The sequence below is a fragment of the Nocardia sp. NPDC055053 genome (genome assembly GCF_053608285.1).
This window is the reverse complement of sequence record NZ_JBSGVD010000037.1, coordinates 33,706-51,753: the sequence shown is the minus strand read 5'-3', so window position 1 is coordinate 51,753 and position 18,048 is coordinate 33,706. Positions and strand designations below refer to the sequence as shown.

At 69.4% G+C, this 18,048-nt stretch carries 16 protein-coding genes; 10 read left to right on the top strand and 6 right to left on the bottom strand.

The genetic code is table 11. The features are described 5' to 3' along the window. Positions 1 to 6: 6 nt before the first annotated feature. On the bottom strand, positions 7 to 2,487 hold the full coding sequence (locus ACWF82_RS28610) for a serine/threonine-protein kinase (RefSeq protein ID WP_452506133.1): 2,481 nt from the start codon (positions 2,485 to 2,487) through the stop codon (positions 7 to 9). Between the two features lie 221 nt (positions 2,488 to 2,708). Here ACWF82_RS28610 and ACWF82_RS28605 point away from each other — a divergent pair, with 221 nt between their 5' ends. After that, a complete protein-coding gene (locus ACWF82_RS28605) occupies positions 2,709 to 4,058 on the top strand; it encodes an amidase (protein ID WP_452506131.1) in 1,350 nt (449 codons plus the stop codon). On the opposite strand, the gene ACWF82_RS28600 is transcribed toward ACWF82_RS28605, so the two are convergent. The 3 genes from ACWF82_RS28600 to ACWF82_RS28590 form a co-directional block, all read right to left on the bottom strand. Then, positions 4,055 to 4,951, bottom strand: coding sequence for a LysR family transcriptional regulator (locus ACWF82_RS28600; protein ID WP_379037214.1), 897 nt, complete (start codon positions 4,949 to 4,951; stop codon positions 4,055 to 4,057). The genes ACWF82_RS28605 and ACWF82_RS28600 overlap by 4 nt on opposite strands. Positions 4,952 to 5,344: 393 nt before the next feature. Continuing rightward, on the bottom strand, positions 5,345 to 6,163 hold the full coding sequence (locus ACWF82_RS28595) for an SDR family oxidoreductase (protein WP_452506129.1): 819 nt from the start codon (positions 6,161 to 6,163) through the stop codon (positions 5,345 to 5,347). Beyond that, positions 6,160 to 7,722 (bottom strand): aldehyde dehydrogenase family protein, encoded by a 1,563-nt coding sequence (locus ACWF82_RS28590; protein ID WP_452506127.1) that lies wholly within the window; start codon positions 7,720 to 7,722, stop codon positions 6,160 to 6,162. The genes ACWF82_RS28595 and ACWF82_RS28590 overlap by 4 nt, the downstream gene beginning before the upstream one ends. 105 nt (positions 7,723 to 7,827) lie before the next feature. On the opposite strand from ACWF82_RS28590, the gene ACWF82_RS28585 reads away from it, so the two are divergent. Continuing rightward, positions 7,828 to 9,051, top strand: coding sequence for a PucR family transcriptional regulator (locus ACWF82_RS28585; RefSeq protein ID WP_452506125.1), 1,224 nt, complete (start codon positions 7,828 to 7,830; stop codon positions 9,049 to 9,051). Here ACWF82_RS28585 and ACWF82_RS28580 read toward each other — a convergent pair. Further along, positions 9,036 to 9,308, bottom strand: coding sequence for a DUF2277 domain-containing protein (locus tag ACWF82_RS28580; protein ID WP_452506123.1), 273 nt, complete (start codon positions 9,306 to 9,308; stop codon positions 9,036 to 9,038). The two genes, ACWF82_RS28585 and ACWF82_RS28580, sit on opposite strands and share 16 nt — an antisense overlap. Before the next feature lie 97 nt (positions 9,309 to 9,405). Here ACWF82_RS28580 and ACWF82_RS28575 point away from each other — a divergent pair, with 97 nt between their 5' ends. Next, on the top strand, positions 9,406 to 10,263 hold the full coding sequence (locus ACWF82_RS28575; RefSeq protein ID WP_452506121.1) for a DUF1266 domain-containing protein: 858 nt from the start codon (positions 9,406 to 9,408) through the stop codon (positions 10,261 to 10,263). Between the two features lie 23 nt (positions 10,264 to 10,286). On the opposite strand, the gene ACWF82_RS28570 is transcribed toward ACWF82_RS28575, so the two are convergent. After that, the gene (locus tag ACWF82_RS28570; protein WP_452506119.1) at positions 10,287 to 11,222 is read right to left on the bottom strand and encodes a hypothetical protein; all 936 of its coding nucleotides are present in this window, start codon (positions 11,220 to 11,222) and stop codon (positions 10,287 to 10,289) included. Between the two features lie 276 nt (positions 11,223 to 11,498). Here ACWF82_RS28570 and ftsH point away from each other — a divergent pair, with 276 nt between their 5' ends. From ftsH to ACWF82_RS28535, 7 genes are all read left to right on the top strand, one after another. Continuing rightward, positions 11,499 to 13,844, top strand: coding sequence for an ATP-dependent zinc metalloprotease FtsH (gene ftsH, locus ACWF82_RS28565; protein WP_452506117.1), 2,346 nt, complete (start codon positions 11,499 to 11,501; stop codon positions 13,842 to 13,844). A 117-nt stretch (positions 13,845 to 13,961) separates the two neighbouring features. Then, positions 13,962 to 14,591, top strand: a complete 630-nt coding sequence (folE, locus tag ACWF82_RS28560; RefSeq protein WP_452506159.1) for a GTP cyclohydrolase I FolE — start codon at positions 13,962 to 13,964, stop codon at positions 14,589 to 14,591. After that, the gene (folP, locus tag ACWF82_RS28555; protein WP_452506115.1) at positions 14,588 to 15,457 is read left to right on the top strand and encodes a dihydropteroate synthase; all 870 of its coding nucleotides are present in this window, start codon (positions 14,588 to 14,590) and stop codon (positions 15,455 to 15,457) included. Before folE ends, folP begins: the two co-directional genes overlap by 4 nt. Continuing rightward, positions 15,454 to 15,876: a dihydroneopterin aldolase gene (folB, locus tag ACWF82_RS28550; RefSeq protein ID WP_452506113.1), complete on the top strand. Its 423-nt coding sequence runs from the start codon at positions 15,454 to 15,456 to the stop codon at positions 15,874 to 15,876. Before folP ends, folB begins: the two co-directional genes overlap by 4 nt. Further along, positions 15,873 to 16,412 carry a 2-amino-4-hydroxy-6-hydroxymethyldihydropteridine diphosphokinase gene (gene folK / locus ACWF82_RS28545; protein WP_452506111.1) on the top strand — a complete coding sequence of 180 codons (540 nt, stop codon included), beginning with the start codon at positions 15,873 to 15,875 and terminating at the stop codon, positions 16,410 to 16,412. Before folB ends, folK begins: the two co-directional genes overlap by 4 nt. Beyond that, the gene (locus tag ACWF82_RS28540) at positions 16,406 to 16,879 is read left to right on the top strand and encodes a DUF3180 domain-containing protein (protein WP_452506109.1); all 474 of its coding nucleotides are present in this window, start codon (positions 16,406 to 16,408) and stop codon (positions 16,877 to 16,879) included. The genes folK and ACWF82_RS28540 overlap by 7 nt, the downstream gene beginning before the upstream one ends. 68 nt (positions 16,880 to 16,947) lie before the next feature. Further along, entirely contained in the window at positions 16,948 to 17,964 is a 1,017-nt protein-coding gene (locus ACWF82_RS28535) for a DUF6779 domain-containing protein (RefSeq protein ID WP_452506107.1), read from the top strand. Positions 17,965 to 18,048: the final 84 nt, after the last annotated feature.

Below are 18,048 nucleotides of genomic sequence, written 5' to 3'. Positions count from 1 at the left end.
AGTCGATCATTCCCGTGCGGACACATCCGGTGCCGCGTCCGAGCGTGGTTCTCGATCCTGCGAGCCAAGCGGCGCGACGACGCGTTCGAGCGCCTGCAAATCGGCTTCCAACGCGCGGAACAGGAAGAAGAAGCCGACAAACGCGATGATCGCGCCGATGCACATTATGCGGACAGTGACGATGACCGACGGAATGTCCCCCGGTTGCAAGAATGTGACACCGGCCACGGCGAGCAGCGGCACCGACGCGGCGACCGCGAGGTATCCGTTGCAGCGCCGATCCAATCCGTGCAGTTTGGCGCGGTCTGTAGCACTGATCTCACCGTGACGCAGGAAGATCGGATAGACGCACCGGACCATGTAGAAGGTTACGAGGAAGAACGGGTACGCCGCCGCGATCGCACCGCACACCGCGAGTGACGCGAGGAAGTGCAGCACAGCTCGGGCTGTGACTCCACCGGTCGAGAACTGCAGGGCGATCGGGAAAGCGAGCCCAGCGACCATCCACAACATGAATGCGACCGCCACCGCTCGGTCACCGAACAGCAGTGTGTCCGATCTGGTTCGCCTCAAAATGTCCGGATCGTACCTCTGGCCCCGCCGAAGTCCTCGCGGTACCGAGAACACGTAGCGGGAAATGTATACGATGGCGACCGTTCCCAAAGGGAAGAAGATTCCGTTGATCACACTTGTGGTGATCAGGAACGTCGGCCGTGCGTCCGCACTGAGCCGGTCGACGATCAAGTGCTGGTTGTGTTGGATGTTGAACAGGGCTGCGAGGATGTTCGGGACACCGATCGCAAGGAACGCGATGGGAAAGATCCAAGGCCGCAGACGGAGCCGCCAACTGCCGGGCGCCGGATCAACGAGTTCCCTCGCTCGCTTGTCGAGACACAAGCCGAACTGCTTGGCCAACACCGAACCGGTCGACCAGCGCCGGTCACGCTCCGGCTCGAGACATGTCAGCAGAACACGGCGAAGGGCTGCGGGACAGTCCTCTGGCACCCGGTCGAGGGCGGCGGGGTCGACGCCGCTGGTGCGCCGTTCCAGCATCGCCTCGAGGGTGGTCTCGTCGCCGCGGCCCGCGGCCTCGGCGGTGCTGTCGTCGAACGGCTTCGCGCCGGTCAGCAGCTCCCACAGGACGACGCCGAGCGAATAGATGTCGGCGCGGGTGTCGAGGTCGGCGGCGTTGCGGCCGAGCCCGGGATGGCAGGCCTCGAGCTGCTCGGGCGACATGTACGACAGCGAGCCGCCGAAATACGCGACCGGGCTGGTCCCGGCGACGGTGCGGCTGAAGCTGATGTTGAAGTCGGCCAGCTTGGGCACGCCCTCCGCGGTCAGCAGGACGTTGGCCGGTTTCACGTCGCGATGCAGCACGCCGTGCGCGGCCGCGTAGTCGAGTGCCTCGGCGAGCCGCCTGCCCAGCCACGCGACGGTCTCCGGCCAGGTCAGCTCGGCCAGCTCGGCGCGCACGCTCGAATCGGTCGGGCGGATCTCGCCCTTCTCCTCCATGGCCGCGTCCACCGCGTCGAGCAGCAGCTGGCCGCTGCGTTCCCCGGGCGGGGTCGCGCGCACCCAGCGCAGAAGTCCGAGCAGGGTGCCGCCGGGCAGGAACTGCATGTAGAGCAGGCGCAGGCGGCGGGCGCCCGACGGCGCGGTGTCGTCGGTGTCGAGCAGTTGCTGATCGAAGACCCGCACGATGTAGTCGTGGTCGAGCTGGGCCAGGGTCTGCGGTTCGGTGCCGCGGTCGGCGGAGATCTTCACCGCGACCAGGCGCTGCATCGAGGTCTGCCTGGCCAGGAAGACCCGCGCGAACGCGCCGGTGCCGAGCCCGGTCAGCAGCTCGAAATCGCCGATGCGCTGGCCGATCTCGATCCGGTCCAGCGGCTCGAACGCGCCCGGCGACGACGCGGCGGCGGTGGCCGCCGAGGTCGCGGTCGCCGCCGCGGTCGCTGTCGCGGTGAAGTCGAGCTCGGGCGTGGTCACCTGGGTAGTACGAGTGGGGTCGGGCGGTTGGTTCACCGTCGGATCGGGGTCGTCGGTGCGATGGGTGCTCTGCTCGAGCTCGTCGGCGTTGAGCAGCGCGCGCAGGCTCGGCGCCTGATCCGGGTATTCGCGCAGGCAGTCGCGTGGGTCGACGCGTTCACCGCTGTGCCTGCGGATCACGAACTCCTCGAATACCAGCCCGGCGGGCAGCGTCGCCGGATCGAGTTCGGGGAACTCGGCGCAGTAGTTGGCCAGGCGCTTGCGGGTGACGTCGGCGCCGGTGTGGTGCAGCCAGCGATTGCGCAGATCGATGCGGATCAGTTCGTGCAGCGCCTGCCTGCGCAGGGTCCGCGCGTCGGGGAGGAATTCGGCCATATCGGGCGGCTGCCCGGCCGTGGAACCCCACGCCTGGGTGAACGCGTCGACCATGTCGCCGCGCCCGTTCGTCGACCGTCCGGCGCTCGCGTCGGGCAGTTCGTCGCTTCCGGTCTTATCGATCATCAACCGACCTAAGGTTCGCGCGGATCGGAGCGAAATTCATTCCGCCACACCCGACACCATCGGCCTCCGAGCCGTACCCGAATGATAACTTGCGCCTCGAGAGCAGATCACCCGAATTTCGAGACCATGCGACGGGGGCGAATCCGCACATGCACGATGACCTCACAGCGGTAGCATGGGAGTCCGTCGACGACGACGGCGTGACGGACGCTGAGGTGGCGATGGACGCTTCCCACCCACCCGCCGACGAATACCCCATCGGCGGCCCGGCGGCGGCGCTGGCCGCCCGGGTACGCGCGGGCACCATCACGCCCCTCGACGTGGTGACCGAGGCACTGACCAGGATCTCCTCGGAAAATCGCAAGATCAACGCGTTCACCGTCGTGCGCGCCGAGCAGGCCCGCGCCGAGGCGCTGGAGCTGGCCGCCCGCGACGATCTGGACGAGCTGCCGCTGGCAGGGGTGCCGGTGGCGGTGAAGCAGAACATCGCGGTCGCCGGGGTTCCGCTGCACGCGGGGTCGGCGGCCAGTTCGGCAGAGCCGGAGCCCGCCGATCATCCGGTGGTGGCCAGGTTGCGGGCCGCGGGCGCGATCGTCGTCGGGGTGACGGCGATGCCCGAACTCGGCCTGTGGGCGACGACCGACGAAGACGGGACCGTCACCCGCAATCCGCGCGATGTCGGCCGGACTTCCGGCGGCTCCTCGGGTGGCGCGGCCGCAGCGGTGGCCGCCGGGCTGGTGCCGATCGCGCACGGCAACGACGGGCTCGGCTCGATCCGGGTGCCCGCCGCTGCCTGCGGCGTCTTCGGGATCAAGCCCGGTCGTCAGGTGGTGCCCGCGGAGATCGGCGCCGATTCCTGGGCGGGCATGGCCGAGAACGGCGTGCTCGCGACGACGGTGTCGGACGCGGCGCTGGCGCTGTCGGTGCTGGCAGGCCGATCCGATCTGGCCGAGCTACGCGCACCGCAGCGACTACGCATCGGACTCGCCGTGGCTCCGCCGTCGCGACTGGTCCGGATGGATCGGCACTGGACGGCGGCAGCGCGCACCGCGGGTGCGCGGGCGGCGGCGGCCGGGCACCTGGTCGAGCCGGTCGAACTGCCCTACGGCGACACCGCGCTGGCGATGGCACTGCGCTGGCCCAGCGCGGGCCTGGCCGACGCCGCGGCGCTACCGCACCCTGAGCTGCTGCAACGCCGCACCAAACGGCACCTCGCGCTCGGCAGGCTGATCCGGCGGCTGCGTTTGGTGCGGCCGAACCAGGTCGACCGGATCGAGGCCGGACTGGTCGACTTCTTCGAGAACTTCGACGTGGTGATCACGCCGACGCTCGCGGCGCCGCCGCCCAAGGCCAAACAGTGGAGCGGGCGCGGCTGGACCGCGAATGTGCTCGTCTCGGCGCGCTACGCGCCGTTCACCGGCATCTGGAATCTGGTCGGCTGGCCCGCCGCGTCGGTGCCGATGGGCACCCATCCCGAGGCGCACACCCCGCTCGCGGCGCAACTGGCCGGTCCGCCGGGCAGCGAGGCCACCTTGCTCGGCCTCGCCGCCCAACTGGAGCTGACGAACTAGACCGCGATCGGGGTCTGCACCTGCTGCGGCTCGGAGAAACCACCGTCGACGGCGCGACCGGCGAATTCCAGGATGGTCGGGCGGGTGTCGTCGGCCCGCCACGCCACCGCCAGCTCACACGGGGTGAGACCGGCGACCGGGCGCGCGGTCAGGCCGGGCCAGCGGTACATCGGCACGTTGTTCTCGGCCAGCAGGCACACGCCGAGGCCGAGGCTCACGGCCTCGAGCTTGTCCTCGGGGGTAGCGGCCTCGGCGCCGATCTTGGCGGCGCGGCCGCCGCGGGCGTCGTTGCCGAGCCAGAAGTCGCGGACCGCGCCAGCCTCGGTCGGCAGGGCGATGAACGGCTCGTCGAGCAGATCGGCGAACTCGATCGTCTCCTGCTCGGCGAGCGGGTGGGTCTCGGGCAGCAGCACCCAGCGCGGCTCGGTGCGCAGCACCTGCCAGCGGTAGCGGTTGGGGTCGGGCAGCGGCAGCCACACCAGGGCCAGGTCGGCCTGACGGCCCGCCAGGCCACTGGACGGGTCGTTCCAGGAGGCGGCGTGCAGGGCGAGGCGGTGGCCGCTGGCGCTCTCCAGGTCGTTGAGCAGGCCGCGGCCGAGCGCGGACTGGATACCGACGCGCAGCACTTCGCCCGCTTCCTGCAGGGAGACGTTGGTCACCTCCCACAGCTCCAGGATCTTGCGTGCGCCTTCGAGCAGTTCCTTACCGGCGACGGTGAGGGCGACACTGCGCTGGTTGCGGTCGAACAGGACCACGTCGAGCTGGCGTTCGAGCTGGCGGATCTGGCGTGACAACGTCGGCTGAGCGATATGCAACCGCTGGGCGGCGTTGGTGAAGTGCAGTTCCTCAGCGACGGCGACGAAATACCGCAGATCGCGCAAATGCGGGTCCATAGCACCTTGCTATCAGAATCGGTCGGGAAAATCCAGCCAAAACGGGCAAGGAAGTTCGCGGAAGTGGATCAAAACAGTCACCAGGTTGGTAATGCACAGCATATGGCCTGACATGGTGCGCTGCACCATTGAGGCGTCATTTGTGTGCGATCGCCGGGCGCCGAGCGGAGGATGGGTGCCTGCTGGGCGATTGACCAGCGGAAATGCGTCCGGATTCACACGATTCGGCGCGATGTGGCGTGCGCCGCGGTGACGCGGCCGGGCGATGAAACAGACCGTTGACCACGGTCCGTGCCGGAAACCCTGCGACACAGTGAGTTTCGTCACAAACAGGTTTCGGTGTGTGGATTCCGGCCGCGGCGAGCCGTGCGCGCGCGGCCGGATTCCGGACGTTCAGCTGTCGCGGGCGCGTTCCTCGTAGGCGCGTCGTGCCGAACTGTCGACATCACCGAGGAAGGCCGTGCCCGACCCCAGCGCCCGCCCGAGACCGTCACCGACGGCCTCGGGCAGCAGGTTCACGAACCGGGACAGGTAGCCCGCGAACGCCGACACCCGCACCTTCGAGCGCGGGGATCCGATCAACCCCTCGACCGCCGCGGCGATCTGTTCGGGTTCGGCAGGCTGCAACAACCAGTTGCCCTTCACCCCGGCGCCCAGCTCGGTCTTCGTCAGTGTCGGTAGCACCGCCGAGAACCGCACGCCCGACCCGCGATACTCCTCGCGCAGGGTGTCGGTGAAGCCGAGCACCGCGTGCTTGCTGGCGTTGTAGGTCGCCAGCCCGGGGATGTGGGTCTCGCCTGCCAGCGAGGCGATGTTGATGACGTGCCCGCGCCCGCGCGGCAGCATCCGGGCCAGACCGAGCTTGGAACCGAGAATTACGCCGTAGACGTTGATCTCGAGAATCCGGCGGGTCACCCGGTCTGGCTCGTCGACCAGCAGGCCGGTCGGCATGATGCCCGCGTTGTTGATCAGGACATCGATCGGGCCGACGGTGCGCTCGACCTCGTCGAGGAAGGCCTCGAACGAGACCGGGTCGGTGACGTCGAGCGCGCCCGACAGCGCGAAATCGCCTGCCGCCTTCACCGCTGTCTCGTCGATGTCGCCGATCGCCACCCGCGCGCCGAGTTCCCGCAGCCGCGTGGCCGTCGCGAGTCCGATGCCGCGGGCGCCGCCGGTGATCACGACGACGAGATCGCGGACCGCCGTGCTCATTTGCCGCCCTTGAGTCGCCACACCGCGGGCAGGTCTATCCGGCGGATGCCGCGCGCGCCGGCCACCCGCATCGCGCTGACCATGACGACGAGCTTGTTCATGTCGTACGGGTACCAGAACAGCTCTTTGCTCATGGTCGGGATCTTCGGCTTGGTCATCGCCTGCGCGCGGCAGTACTTGCGCACACCCGACGCCCCGCCCCAGCGCGCGCCGACACCGGACAGTCCCCAGCCGCCCATCGGCATCGCCGGGTTGAACAGGTTGGAGAACACGTCGTTGATGTTGACCGCGCCCGTGTTCAGCTGCCTGGCCACGCGTTCGCCGCGCGCCTTGTCTCCGGTCCACACCGACGCCGACAGGCCGTAGATCGAATCGTTGGCCAGCCGGATCGCCTCGGCCTCGTCGGCCACCTTCATCACCGGCAGCGTCGGCCCGAAGGTCTCCTCGGCGACACACGACATCGAATGGTCGACGTCGACGAGCACGGTCGGCTCGAAGAAGGTGCCGACGCCGGTGCGCTTGCCACCGGTGGTCGCCCGCGCGCCTGCCGCGATCGCCTCGTCGACGTGGCGCTGCACGATTCGCACCTGGTTCTCGTTGGCCAGCGCGCCCACGTCGTTCTTCGATTCCCGCCTGTCCTCGCCCTGGCGCAGGGCAGCGACGGCGGCGGTCAGCTTGGTGACGAACTCGTCGTAGACCGGCTCCTCGACGTAGACCCGCTCCACCGAGATGCAGACCTGTCCGGCGTTGAACATGCCGCCGAAGGCGATGCCGTGGGCGGCGCGGTCGATATCGGCGTCGGCCAGCACGATCGCCGGGTCCTTGCCGCCGAGCTCGAGGCTGTAGGGCACCATCCGCTCCGCGCAGGCGGCGGCGATCTTGCGGCCGGTCGCGGTGGAGCCGGTGAACTGGATGTAGTCGGCGTTCTCGACGACGGCCGCGCCCGTCGCGCCGGCACCGGTGACCACCTTGAACACCGGCGGCGCGCCGATCTCGGCCCAGCCGCGGGCCAGCTCGACCGCCGACAGCGGCGTCACCTCCGACGGCTTGAGAATCACCGCCGCGCCGGCGGCCAGCGCGGGAAACACGTCGATCGCGGGCATGGCGAGCGGGAAGTTCCACGGCGTGATCACGCCGACCACGGGGTACGGGCGGTAGGCGACGGTCAGCGACTTCACCCGCGCGAGCGGGCTGTGCGGGGAGGGATGCTCGTCGGCGAGGAACTTGCCCGCCCTGCGCGCGTAGTAGCCGAGGAGGTCGACGGCGAAGGCCGGGTCGATGAGCGCGTCGACGCGCGGCTTGGCGGTCTCGGACTGCAGGACCGCGGCAAGGTGTTCGGTGTTGTCGATCAGCCAGTCCTGCATCTTCAGCAGCCACTTCTTGCGGCCCTCCGGCCCGATAGCCTCCCATTCGGGCTGGTAGAGGCGCAGTTCCCGGACCGCGGCCGCCACCTCGTCCGGCGCGACGATCGGCACCGAGCCGGTGTGTTCACCGGTCGCCGGATTGTGTACCGCGATCACCTTGGCGTCGGCCGCGGCGGTCTGGTCGAGTTCGGTCACTTCGTGCTCCCCACTGCGTTGTGTGAATCAGTTCACCATCTATGAGCCTGGCACAATGAGAGCGCGGATTCTTGGCCGTACACGTCAACGAAATCGGGTCTTTTGGTGTCTGGAGAACAAAACCGGGAACAGCTGCGCGGCTGGTTCGCCGACTTCGTGTTCGACCTGCTGCGCGCGCAGACGATGGAGGGCATCGTCGCGAGGCTCGACGCGGCCGTGCTCGCCGGTGTCCCCGAGCTCGACGACCCCGACATGCGCCGCGACCTGGCGGCCAGCACCCGCGCGCACGCCAGGGTGGTGCTCAGCGGACTGGCCAGCGACACCGTCGACCTGGCACTGCCGGAGGAGGCGCACGCGCTGGCCAGAACCATCGCCCGGCGCGGCCTCGACGTGCGAGTGCTGCTGCGGGCCTACCGCACCGGTATGGCCGAGGTGCTCGCCGTGATGACCGAGACCGTCGCGCAGGGCCAGGTGCCGCCGGAGATCGAACGGGCAGTGCTGCTGCGGGTGTTCGAACGATCCACCACCTGGCTCGGGCTGTCGGTGGAGGCACTCACCGGCACCTTCATGGCCGAACGGGAACGGGTGCTGCGCGATGCGATCAACACCAGGACCGAACTGGTGCACGCCCTGCTCACCGGCACCGAGGTAGACGTCGACCAGGCCTCGATCGGCCTCGGCTACCGGCTTTCGCGGCGGCACCTGGCGTTCGTGCTGTGGACCGGCGAGGCGGGCGGGGACGAACCGGGCGGGCTGCTCGACCGGGCCGCCGCGAGGATCGCGACCGTGCTCGGCGCCACCGGTCTGCTCACCGTCGCCGCCAGCGCGAGCGGGCTGTGGGCCTGGGTGGCCATCGACGACGACGCCGAGATCACCGAGCGGATCGCCCGCTGCGAGGTCGCCGCGCCGGTGCGGGTGGCGTTCGGGATGCCGGGCGCGCACGTCGACGGGTTCGTGAGCAGCCATCGCGAGGCGGTCGCCGCCCGCCGCGTCGCCGAGCAGAACGAGCGGGCGGTCACCGACTATCGCGAGGTCGAGATCGCCTATCTGGCCGGTGCCGACACGGCCGCCATGCGCGGGCTGATCGCCAGGGAGCTGCGCGGGCTCACCGGTACCGATCCGGTGTCTACCCGGCTACGCGCGACCCTGCACGCCTATCTGCGCGCGCAGCGCAGCCCGGAGGAAGCGGCGCGCCTGATAGGCGTGCACAAGAACACGGTGCGGTACCGGATCCACCGTGTGGAGGAAATCCTCGGACATCCGGTGTCCGAGCGAGCGCTGGCGCTGGAGATAGCGCTGGATTGTGTCGCCGCCTACGGCGTTTCCTGAACCATGCCGTCCCTGGCCGCGATGCGGCGCAGCGGCGGTTCGGTCGGCGGTGGGACCCGTCGATCGGGCAGCTCGGCGAGCAGTGTCGTCGTCGCGGCGGCGATGGCGGCGACGGCCTTGTCGACCGCGGGCTTGGTGGTGCTGCTCAGCCCGGAGATGCCGCCGACTTTGCGCACATATTGCAAGGCGGCAGCGTAGATCTCCTGCTCGGTGGCGGCAGGCTCCAGACCACGCAAGACGGTGATATTTCTACACATGTCAGAACAATAAACCTGTGGGGCAGATCACGGCAGGCCAAGAAAGCAGATTCGCTCCTAGGCCCCGGAAGGCACCCGCCGCACTAGACTCGGCCGCATGCCTGCCAGGGGAGTACCAGCGCTGACCACCTTTCCCTACCAGGAACTGGACGAGCGCGAGGAAGACCACTGGTCCGGCGCCGGTGTGAGCGACGATGAACTTCGCGCGCTCGCCCTCGGCGCCTTCTACTCCACCCGCTGGGACGCCTTCCACGACGCGATGCTGCTCGGCCCCGAGCGCGAGCACCCGCTCGGCGACCGCCGCGAACTCGCCATCGACACCCTCACCGGCGCCTGGGGCATCACCGACGGCACCGAGGCGCGCGCGTCGATGGAACAGCTCCTCGAAGGCATGCACGCCCCCCTGTACGCGCTGGTGCACCCGCTGGTGATGGCCTCGATCAACGCCAGCGAACGCGACCGCTTCGGTGAACGCGCCGACCGGCACCGCGCGTTCCTGCGCCAGGTCGGTTCCTTCCGCGGCATGGACAACCCAGAGGCGCTGGTCCGCGACTACGACATCTGGGCCCAGGCCATCAAGATCGGTTTCACCGACCACCTGGCGCGGCCGCTGCCGAACGACATCCACGCCTGGGATCTCGCCCGCGTCATCGCGGTCGCCAGAATGGCGTTCACCGCCGGATACATCGACGCCGACGTCGCGTGGGAGTACGCGATGCGGGCACTCGCCCCAGCACAGCGCCGCTACCGCAACTGGCGCCAGTTCGGCGACGCCTACCTCGCTGGCTGGACCTACTGGCAGGCCACCGAAGACCTCGCCGAATTGAAGAACGGCGGCGTCGACCGCCGGATGGAACTGCTACGGCTATGGACCCGTCCGACCAGCCCGTGGCGCCGGATCGAACTCAACGAACCCGAACAGAAGACCGAAACCGAAGTGGCCGAACCGAACTGAGCGTTCGGTTCGGCCTGCCGGAGCTACAGGCTGCGGAGAATTCCGCGGCCGTAGCGCTGGAACTGGGTGTCGTCGACCATGCCGAGCGAGTGCCGTTCGACCAGTAATTCCCATTCCGCGTAGAGCTGGGAGACGCCGGGATCGGCCGGCCCGGTCGCGCCGTCGGCGGCCTGCCTGCGCACGGCGAAGTTGACCGCGCAGGTCACCCGTTCGGTGTCGGCGCGGTCGGCGCCGGCGAAGTGCAGCGTGCGGTTGCCGTCGCTGACGTCCATGCCGGAGCCGCCGTGCCGTGTGTCGATCTCGCCGGGCGCCGAGCGAGCGCCGTCGACGGTGCGGGCGCCGAGGATCGCGGCGACGGCCAGCTCGTGTGCGTAGCGCTCGCCGTTGCCGATGGAGATGAACAGCAGCCTGGTCGTTGTCGCCGCGAGCAGACCGGTGCCGGTGCCCGCGGGCGGCGTCGCCGCGGCGATCGCGGTTTCCAGCACGTATTCGTCGGGGGTGACGTAGCGGTGCAGCGCGCTGACGGCCGTGCGGGACTCCTTGCGCGGCGCCATCCGGCGGACAGCGCGCTCGACATCGGCCCTGACCGGCCCCGACTTGCCCCATTCCGGTGCGGGCGGGGTGAGATCCGGCGCTGCGATATCGACGCGCTGGGTTGCCATGATCTGGTCGTTGATCCGGTCGACGATGCCGAGCGCGGCAGGCACGTCGTGTTCGGCGATGAGGACGGGAAGCGGGGTGCGGTCGGCGGGAACACCGGTGAGTACCGCGGTGGGGTAGCGCAGGAAGATCTCGATGACGACAGCGTCGTCGGCGCGCCTGTTCAGGCGCACTTTGAGCAGGTCGGCGATGGGAACATCGAGAACCCGTTCGCCGTCGGTACCCGGCCGCAGAACGGTGAGCCGTCCACTGCCGTGGCGCAGAATCGCTGTGGGTGTTCGTAGCTCGACGATGTCCATACCCCCTGCGCTGTAGTTGTGTCGTCGCCCACGATAAGCCGGGCATGACATGATTGTGGCCACTTGCAACAACGCGTTCGGAGCTTTCGGGAACCGTTCCCCAGCTCTGAACGTTGACCAGTGCAACTGCACCAGCAGCCGAACTGCGCGATGTATCGAACTAGACCGTACGCGGTAACGTGGCATGTCCGCATCCGAAACCCGCCGATCTCGACGCTTCGCTAGGCACACCCGGAGAAATAACCGGAAAGGACTGGGCCGTCCGGCCGACGCTCTATGAACCGCAAGACAGTGTTTCGCACTTTGGCGATCATCTCGGGCATCCTGCTCATGATCTGGCTGTTCAGCTTTCTCAGCGATGACACGCGCGGCTGGGAGAGTGTCGACACTTCCGTTGCGCTCAGCCAGCTGGAGGACAAAGCCAATGTCAAGAACGTCCAGATCGATGACAAGGAGCAGCAGCTCCGCATCGAACTGAACAACGGCAACGAGGCGACGAACAACAACACCAAGATCGTCGCCAAATACCCGGGCGGCGGTGAGACATCGGCGCAGATCTTCGACGCGGTGCAGAACTCCGGCGCGAAGTACGACACTGTGGTCAAGCAGGAGAGCTGGCTTTCCCAGCTGCTGCTGTTCATCGTGCCGATGGTGCTGCTGGTCGGCCTGTTCATCTTCGTGATGTCGCGCATGCAGGGCGGTGGTCGCGGCGGCATGATGGGCTTCGGCAAGTCCAAGGCCAAGCAGCTGTCCAAGGACATGCCAAAGACCACCTTCGCCGATGTGGCCGGTGCCGACGAGGCCGTCGAAGAGCTGTACGAGATCAAGGATTTCCTGCAGAATCCGGCCCGCTACCAGGCGCTCGGCGCGAAGATCCCGAAGGGCGTTCTGCTCTACGGTCCCCCCGGTACCGGTAAGACGCTGCTCGCGCGCGCTGTCGCCGGTGAGGCGGGCGTCCCGTTCTTCACCATCTCCGGTTCGGACTTCGTCGAGATGTTCGTCGGTGTCGGTGCCTCGCGTGTGCGCGACCTGTTCGAGCAGGCCAAGCAGAACAGCCCCTGCATCATCTTCGTCGACGAGATCGACGCGGTCGGCCGCCAGCGCGGCGCAGGCCTCGGCGGCGGTCACGACGAGCGTGAGCAGACACTGAACCAGCTGCTCGTCGAGATGGACGGCTTCGGTGACCGCACCGGCATCATCCTGATCGCGGCGACCAACCGCCCCGACATCCTCGACCCCGCGCTGCTCCGCCCCGGTCGTTTCGACCGGCAGATCCCGGTCGGCAACCCCGACCTGGCCGGCCGCCGCGCGATCCTGCGTGTGCATTCGCAGGGCAAGCCGATCTCGCCCGACGCCGACCTCGAGGGTCTGGCCAAGCGCACCGTCGGCATGTCCGGCGCTGATCTGGCCAACGTCATCAACGAGGCCGCGCTGCTCACCGCGCGCGAGCACGGCTCGCTCATCACCGGCGAATCGCTGGAGGAGTCGGTCGACCGCGTCATCGGTGGCCCGCGCCGCAAGAGCCGCATCATCAGCGAGCACGAGAAGAAGATCACCGCCTACCACGAGGGTGGTCACACGCTGGCTGCCTGGGCGATGCCCGATATCGAGCCGGTCTACAAGGTCACCATCCTCGCCCGCGGCCGCACCGGCGGCCACGCCATGACGGTGCCGGAAGACGACAAGGGCCTGATGACCCGCTCGGAGATGATCGCCAGGCTGGTGTTCGCGATGGGTGGCCGCGCGGCCGAGGAACTGGTGTTCCACGAGCCGACGACCGGCGCGTCCTCCGATATCGACCAGGCGACCAAGATCGCGCGCGGCATGGTCACCGAGTACGGCATGAGCGCGCGCCTCGGCGCGGTCCGCTACGGCCAGGAGCAGGGCGACCCGTTCCTCGGCCGCTCGATGGGCCAGGGCTCGGACTACTCGCACGAGGTGGCCCGCGAGATCGACGAGGAGGTGCGCAACCTGATCGAGGCAGCGCACACCGAGGCCTGGTCGATCCTGAGCGAGTACCGCGAGCAGCTCGACGCGCTGGCGACCGCGCTGCTCGAGCGCGAGACCCTGCACCGCAAGGACCTCGAAGAGGTGCTGGCCGGCGTCGAGAAGCGGCCGCGGATCACCGCGTTCAACGACTTCGGTGACCGGCTCCCGTCCGACAAGCCCCCGGTGAAGACCCCGGGCGAGCTGGCCGCTGAGCGCGGCGAGCCGTGGCCGCCCGCGCAGCAGGCGCCGGTGCCAGCCGGTACGCCGCTCGAGCCAGCCAACGGCTACCCGGCGCAGCCGCCGCAGTACGGTCAGCCCGCGCCGCCCGCCACGGGTTACCCGCTGCCCGCCGCGCCGACCCAGGCGTTCCCGCGTCAGTCGGGCACGCACGGTTCGCGGCCCGATTACGGCGCCCCGGCCGGTTGGTCGGCGCCGGGCTGGCCGCCGCGTGACGAGCCCCAGCAGCCGCAACAGCCGCAGGCCCCGCAGGGTCAGGGCAATGCGTGGGGTCAGCCGGAGCAGCCGCGGCACGCGGATGGCGGGTTCCAGCCGTGGGGCGAGCCGCCGCAGCAGCCCGCGCCCGGCACCGATCCGGAGAACAACGACTGGGAAGGGCCGAACGGCCGCCGCTGACGGCGGGCCAACTACGCTCGACCGTCGGATGCCGGACGATCACCGGCGTCGACATGTGGAGGTGCGGAGAAGTTGTCGGCCAACAAGAAGGTCGCTGAGCCAGTAGGGAACGGGTCGATCGCCGACGGCGAGCTCGGCTCGACGAGCCCGAAGGACCTGACGGCGCTGGCGACCGGTCGCCCGTTCGACCAGGACCGGGCCGAGCGCGCGATCAGGGAGTTGCTGCTCGCGGTCGGCGAGGACCCGGACCGTCCCGGTCTGCAGGACACCCCGGCCCGGGTGGCCCGCGCCTACCGGGAGATGTTCGCCGGGCTCTACACCGAGCCCGACGAGGTGCTGGCGACGACCTTCGACGAGGGTCATCAGGAACTCGTGCTCGTCCGTGACATCCCGATGTTCTCCACCTGCGAGCACCACCTGGTGTCGTTCCACGGCGTCGCGCACGTCGGGTACATCCCCGGCACGCACGGCCGGGTGACCGGGCTGTCCAAGCTGGCCCGCGTCGTCGACCTCTACGCCAAGCGCCCGCAGGTGCAGGAGCGGCTGACCAGCCAGATCGCCGACGCGGTGATGCGCAGGCTCGACCCGCGCGGCGCGATCGTGGTGATCGAGGCCGAGCATCTGTGCATGGCGATGCGCGGCATCCGCAAGCCCGGCGCGAGCACCACCACCTCGGCGGTGCGCGGCCTGTTGCAGACCAACGCCGCCTCGCGAGCCGAGGCGCTGGACTTGATCCTGCGCAAATGAGCGAGCCCATCGTGACCGCGCGCAACGGCCGCTCGTGTGTGGTCATGGGTGTGGTGAACGTGACCGGGGATTCGTTCTCCGACGGTGGTCGCTATCTCGATCCCGAGCTCGCCGTCGCGCACGGTATCGCCCTCTACGAGGCGGGCGCCGACATCGTCGATGTCGGCGGCGAGTCGACCAGGCCGGGTGCCGACCGGGTCGACCCGGCCACCGAGGCGGCCCGGGTCACTCCGGTGATCCGCGAACTCGTCGCCGCCGGGGTGCCGACCAGTGTCGACACCATGCGCGCCGAGGTCGCCGAGGCGGCGCTCGGTGCCGGTGTCTCGGTGATCAACGACGTCTCCGGTGGCCGCGCCGACCCGAACATGGTGAAGGTCGTCGCCGAGTCCGGCGTGCCGTGGATCCTCATGCACTGGCGGGCCGGCGCCGACTACCGGCACACCGGCCCGGCCGACCACTACGACGACGTCGTCGCCGAGGTGCGCGCCGAACTCGCCGCGCAGGTCGACCTGGCCGTCGCCGCCGGTGTCGACCCGGACCGGCTGGTCCTCGATCCCGGCCTCGGCTTCGCCAAGAACGCCGAGCACAATTGGGAACTGCTCGGCGCGCTGCCGGAACTGGTCGCGGGCGGCCTGCCGATCCTGATCGGCGCATCCCGTAAACGTTTCCTCGGCGCACTGCTTGCCGACGAGTCAGGCCCGCGGCCGCCGGACGGCAGGGAGACAGCGACCGCCGCGGTCTCGGCGATCGCCGCCAGCCAAGGCGCGTGGGGCGTCCGTGTCCACGACGTGCGTGCCTCCCTGGACGCGATCACCGTCGTCGACGCGTGGCGCCGAGCCACCGCCGCCCGAGGAGTCACTCGATGAGCTCACCGCTGCTGCCCCCGCCCGCGGGCCGCCCCGCGACCTCACGGATCGAACTGCGCGGGCTGCGCGTGTTCGGCAGGCACGGCGTGTTCGACTTCGAGCGCCGCGACGGCCAGGAGTTCGTCGTCGACTTGACGGTGTGGGTCGATTTCGCCGCGGCCGCCGCCTCCGACGATCTGGCCGACACCGTCGACTACGGCGCGCTCGCCGAGCGCGCGGTGCGCATCGTGGCCGGTCCGCCCCGCGATCTGATCGAGACGGTGGTCTCCGAGATCGCCGACGACGTGATGACCGACCCGCGGGTCGAAGCGGTCGAGGCGGTCGTGCACAAGCCGTCGGCGCCGATCCCGCACACCTTCGCCGACGTCCGCGTGGTGGCGACCCGCTTCCGCACGGTGGAACCGGGGCCGCGCCGATGACGCGCGCCGTCCTGTCGATCGGCTCGAACCTGGGTGACCGGCTCGCGCACCTGCGCGGCGTGGTCGACGCGCTGGGGGAGCGGGTGCTCGCGGTCTCGCCGGTCTACACGACCGCCCCATGGGGCGGCGTCGACCAGGACGACTTCCTCAATGCCGTTGTCGTGGCCGAGGATCCGGCCTTCGACGACTACGCCTGGCTGCGCTTCGGGCAGGAGCTCGAGCAGGCGGCAGGCCGGGTCCGCGAGGTGCGGTGGGGTGCGCGCACACTCGACGTCGACGTGGTGACGTGCACCGACGCCACCGGCGCCGCCATCGCCCGCGACGCCGATCCCGCCCTGATCCTGCCCCATCCCCAGGCACACAACCGGGCCTTCGTCCTGGTCCCGTGGCTCGACGTCGACCCGTCGGCGCGACTGCGGGTCGACGGCGCCGACGTACCGATCGCCGGGTTGCTCGCCGGCCTCGATCCGGCCGAGCGCGCGGGCGTGGTGCGCACCGACCTCGTATTGCGGGACGAGAGCGCGCGCCCGTGCTGAAACCGACCCGGGTGCTCGATCTCGCGCTGAACGTGGTTGTCGCCGCGGCGATCGCCTGGATCGCCACCCGCTTCGCGTATTCGACCTTCCCGCCGATCTCGGTGGCGGCGGGTGCCTCGCTGCTGCCGGTCGCCGCGATCGAAGCGGCGCTCGGCTACGTCGTCAAGGCCAAGATCGCCGACGAGAAGATCGGCGACGGGCCAGGCGAACTGCATCCGATCAACGTGGCGCGCGCGGTCGCGCTGGCGAAGGCCTCGCTGCAGGTCGGTTCGCTGGCGGCGGGTGTGTGGCTGGGATTCCTGCTGTGGGTATTCCCACAGCGCGGCACCGTGACGGCGGCCGCGGCGGATTCGCCGGGCGCCGTTGTCGGCGTGCTGGCCGGTTCCGCCCTGGTTGCTGCGGCTTTGTGGCTGGAGTACTGCTGCCGGGCACCGGAGGAACCACCGGACGAACCCGCTACTACCTAGCAATTTGCGAATGGAATCACCGCGCGGTTCGGTGGGCCGACCAGCATATTCCGGCTACCCTGGCCCACATGGTTTCACCCTCCCGTAGCACTCCGCCCCGTCGACGGCGGGACGACGCGGGAAAGCTCTTCATCGGCGTGCTCATCCTGCTCGGTCTGACGGCAAGTGTTTTCCTGATCTTCAGCGAGAACGTCCAATATGTACGAGTAGGCCTGGTAGCGGCCCTGTGGGCGGCCGTGATCGGCGCGCTCGCCGCCACCCGGTATCGCAAGGACTCCGCGGTCGACAAGGCCAAGGTGCGCGATCTCCAGACGGTGTACGAGTTGCAGCTCGAACGTGAGATCAACGCGCGCCGCGAGTACGAGATGGGCATCGAGGCGCGGGTGCGCGCCGAAGTCGGCGCCGACGCCTCCGAGATCGCCGCCCTGCGTGCCGAACTCGCGCTGCTGCGCCAGAACCTGCAGGTCCTGTTCGAGGGCGCGCTCCCCGACGAGCAGCCGGCCCTGCAAGCCGACGCGGTCCGCATCGACGCCTTGCCCGCCGGCGAATTCGACGCCTTCGACGACGCCGACCACGATTTCGCCGATAGCCCGGTGGATGCCAACGCCGCCTGGTTCGGCCCATGGCAGCAACCCCCCAGTGCACTGAAACCGGTCTTCATGCAACCGGTCTCGGCCAATTTCGCCGACCCCTACGACGACCCGGTCACCGCCGAGACCTCCGCGGTCCAGCTCGACGACTACGCCGAAGCGCAGCAGGCCGAAGCCGCCACCGCGCAAGCCCCCGAGCCGGCGCCGGCCAACGGGAAGACCCCGCCGCCGCGCCTGTCGTCCCCGAACACCAGGAAGATCGACGACCTGGGCGAGACGGTCACCCCCGCCGCCAACGGCAACGACACCGTCGAGCCATCCGCTGAGGTCACCCTGGAACCGGCGCCCGCCCCCACCTCGGCCGAGCCCACCACCGGCCCGACCGTCGGCACCAGCTCCCGCCGCCGTCGCCGCGCCGAAGAAGAGGGCGCGCCTCGCCTTTCTGTGGCCGATATCATGGCGAACCTCGAGTCGGAGTCCAGCACTCGTTCGTGAAACCTCGGTCGAGCGGGGCGGTCCATGCCGGATCAGTACGGTGACCAGTGATTTCGTGATGTACATGGGTAACTCGCCGGGTAC

Bases quoted from the DNA above. Each gene is read 5' to 3' on its own strand.
- ACWF82_RS28610 (WP_452506133.1), bottom strand. From the start codon at position 2,487: ATGATCGATAAGACCGGAAGCGACGAACTGCCCGACGCGAGCGCCGGA.
- ACWF82_RS28605 (WP_452506131.1), top strand. From the start codon at position 2,709: ATGGACGCTTCCCACCCACCCGCCGACGAATACCCCATCGGCGGCCCG.
- ACWF82_RS28600 (WP_379037214.1), bottom strand. From the start codon at position 4,951: ATGGACCCGCATTTGCGCGATCTGCGGTATTTCGTCGCCGTCGCTGAG.
- ACWF82_RS28595 (WP_452506129.1), bottom strand. From the start codon at position 6,163: ATGAGCACGGCGGTCCGCGATCTCGTCGTCGTGATCACCGGCGGCGCC.
- ACWF82_RS28580 (WP_452506123.1), bottom strand. From the start codon at position 9,308: ATGTGTAGAAATATCACCGTCTTGCGTGGTCTGGAGCCTGCCGCCACC.
- ACWF82_RS28575 (WP_452506121.1), top strand. From the start codon at position 9,406: ATGCCTGCCAGGGGAGTACCAGCGCTGACCACCTTTCCCTACCAGGAA.
- ACWF82_RS28570 (WP_452506119.1), bottom strand. From the start codon at position 11,222: ATGGACATCGTCGAGCTACGAACACCCACAGCGATTCTGCGCCACGGC.
- ftsH (WP_452506117.1), top strand. From the start codon at position 11,499: ATGAACCGCAAGACAGTGTTTCGCACTTTGGCGATCATCTCGGGCATC.
- folP (WP_452506115.1), top strand. From the start codon at position 14,588: ATGAGCGAGCCCATCGTGACCGCGCGCAACGGCCGCTCGTGTGTGGTC.
- folB (WP_452506113.1), top strand. From the start codon at position 15,454: ATGAGCTCACCGCTGCTGCCCCCGCCCGCGGGCCGCCCCGCGACCTCA.
- folK (WP_452506111.1), top strand. From the start codon at position 15,873: ATGACGCGCGCCGTCCTGTCGATCGGCTCGAACCTGGGTGACCGGCTC.
- ACWF82_RS28535 (WP_452506107.1), top strand. From the start codon at position 16,948: ATGGTTTCACCCTCCCGTAGCACTCCGCCCCGTCGACGGCGGGACGAC.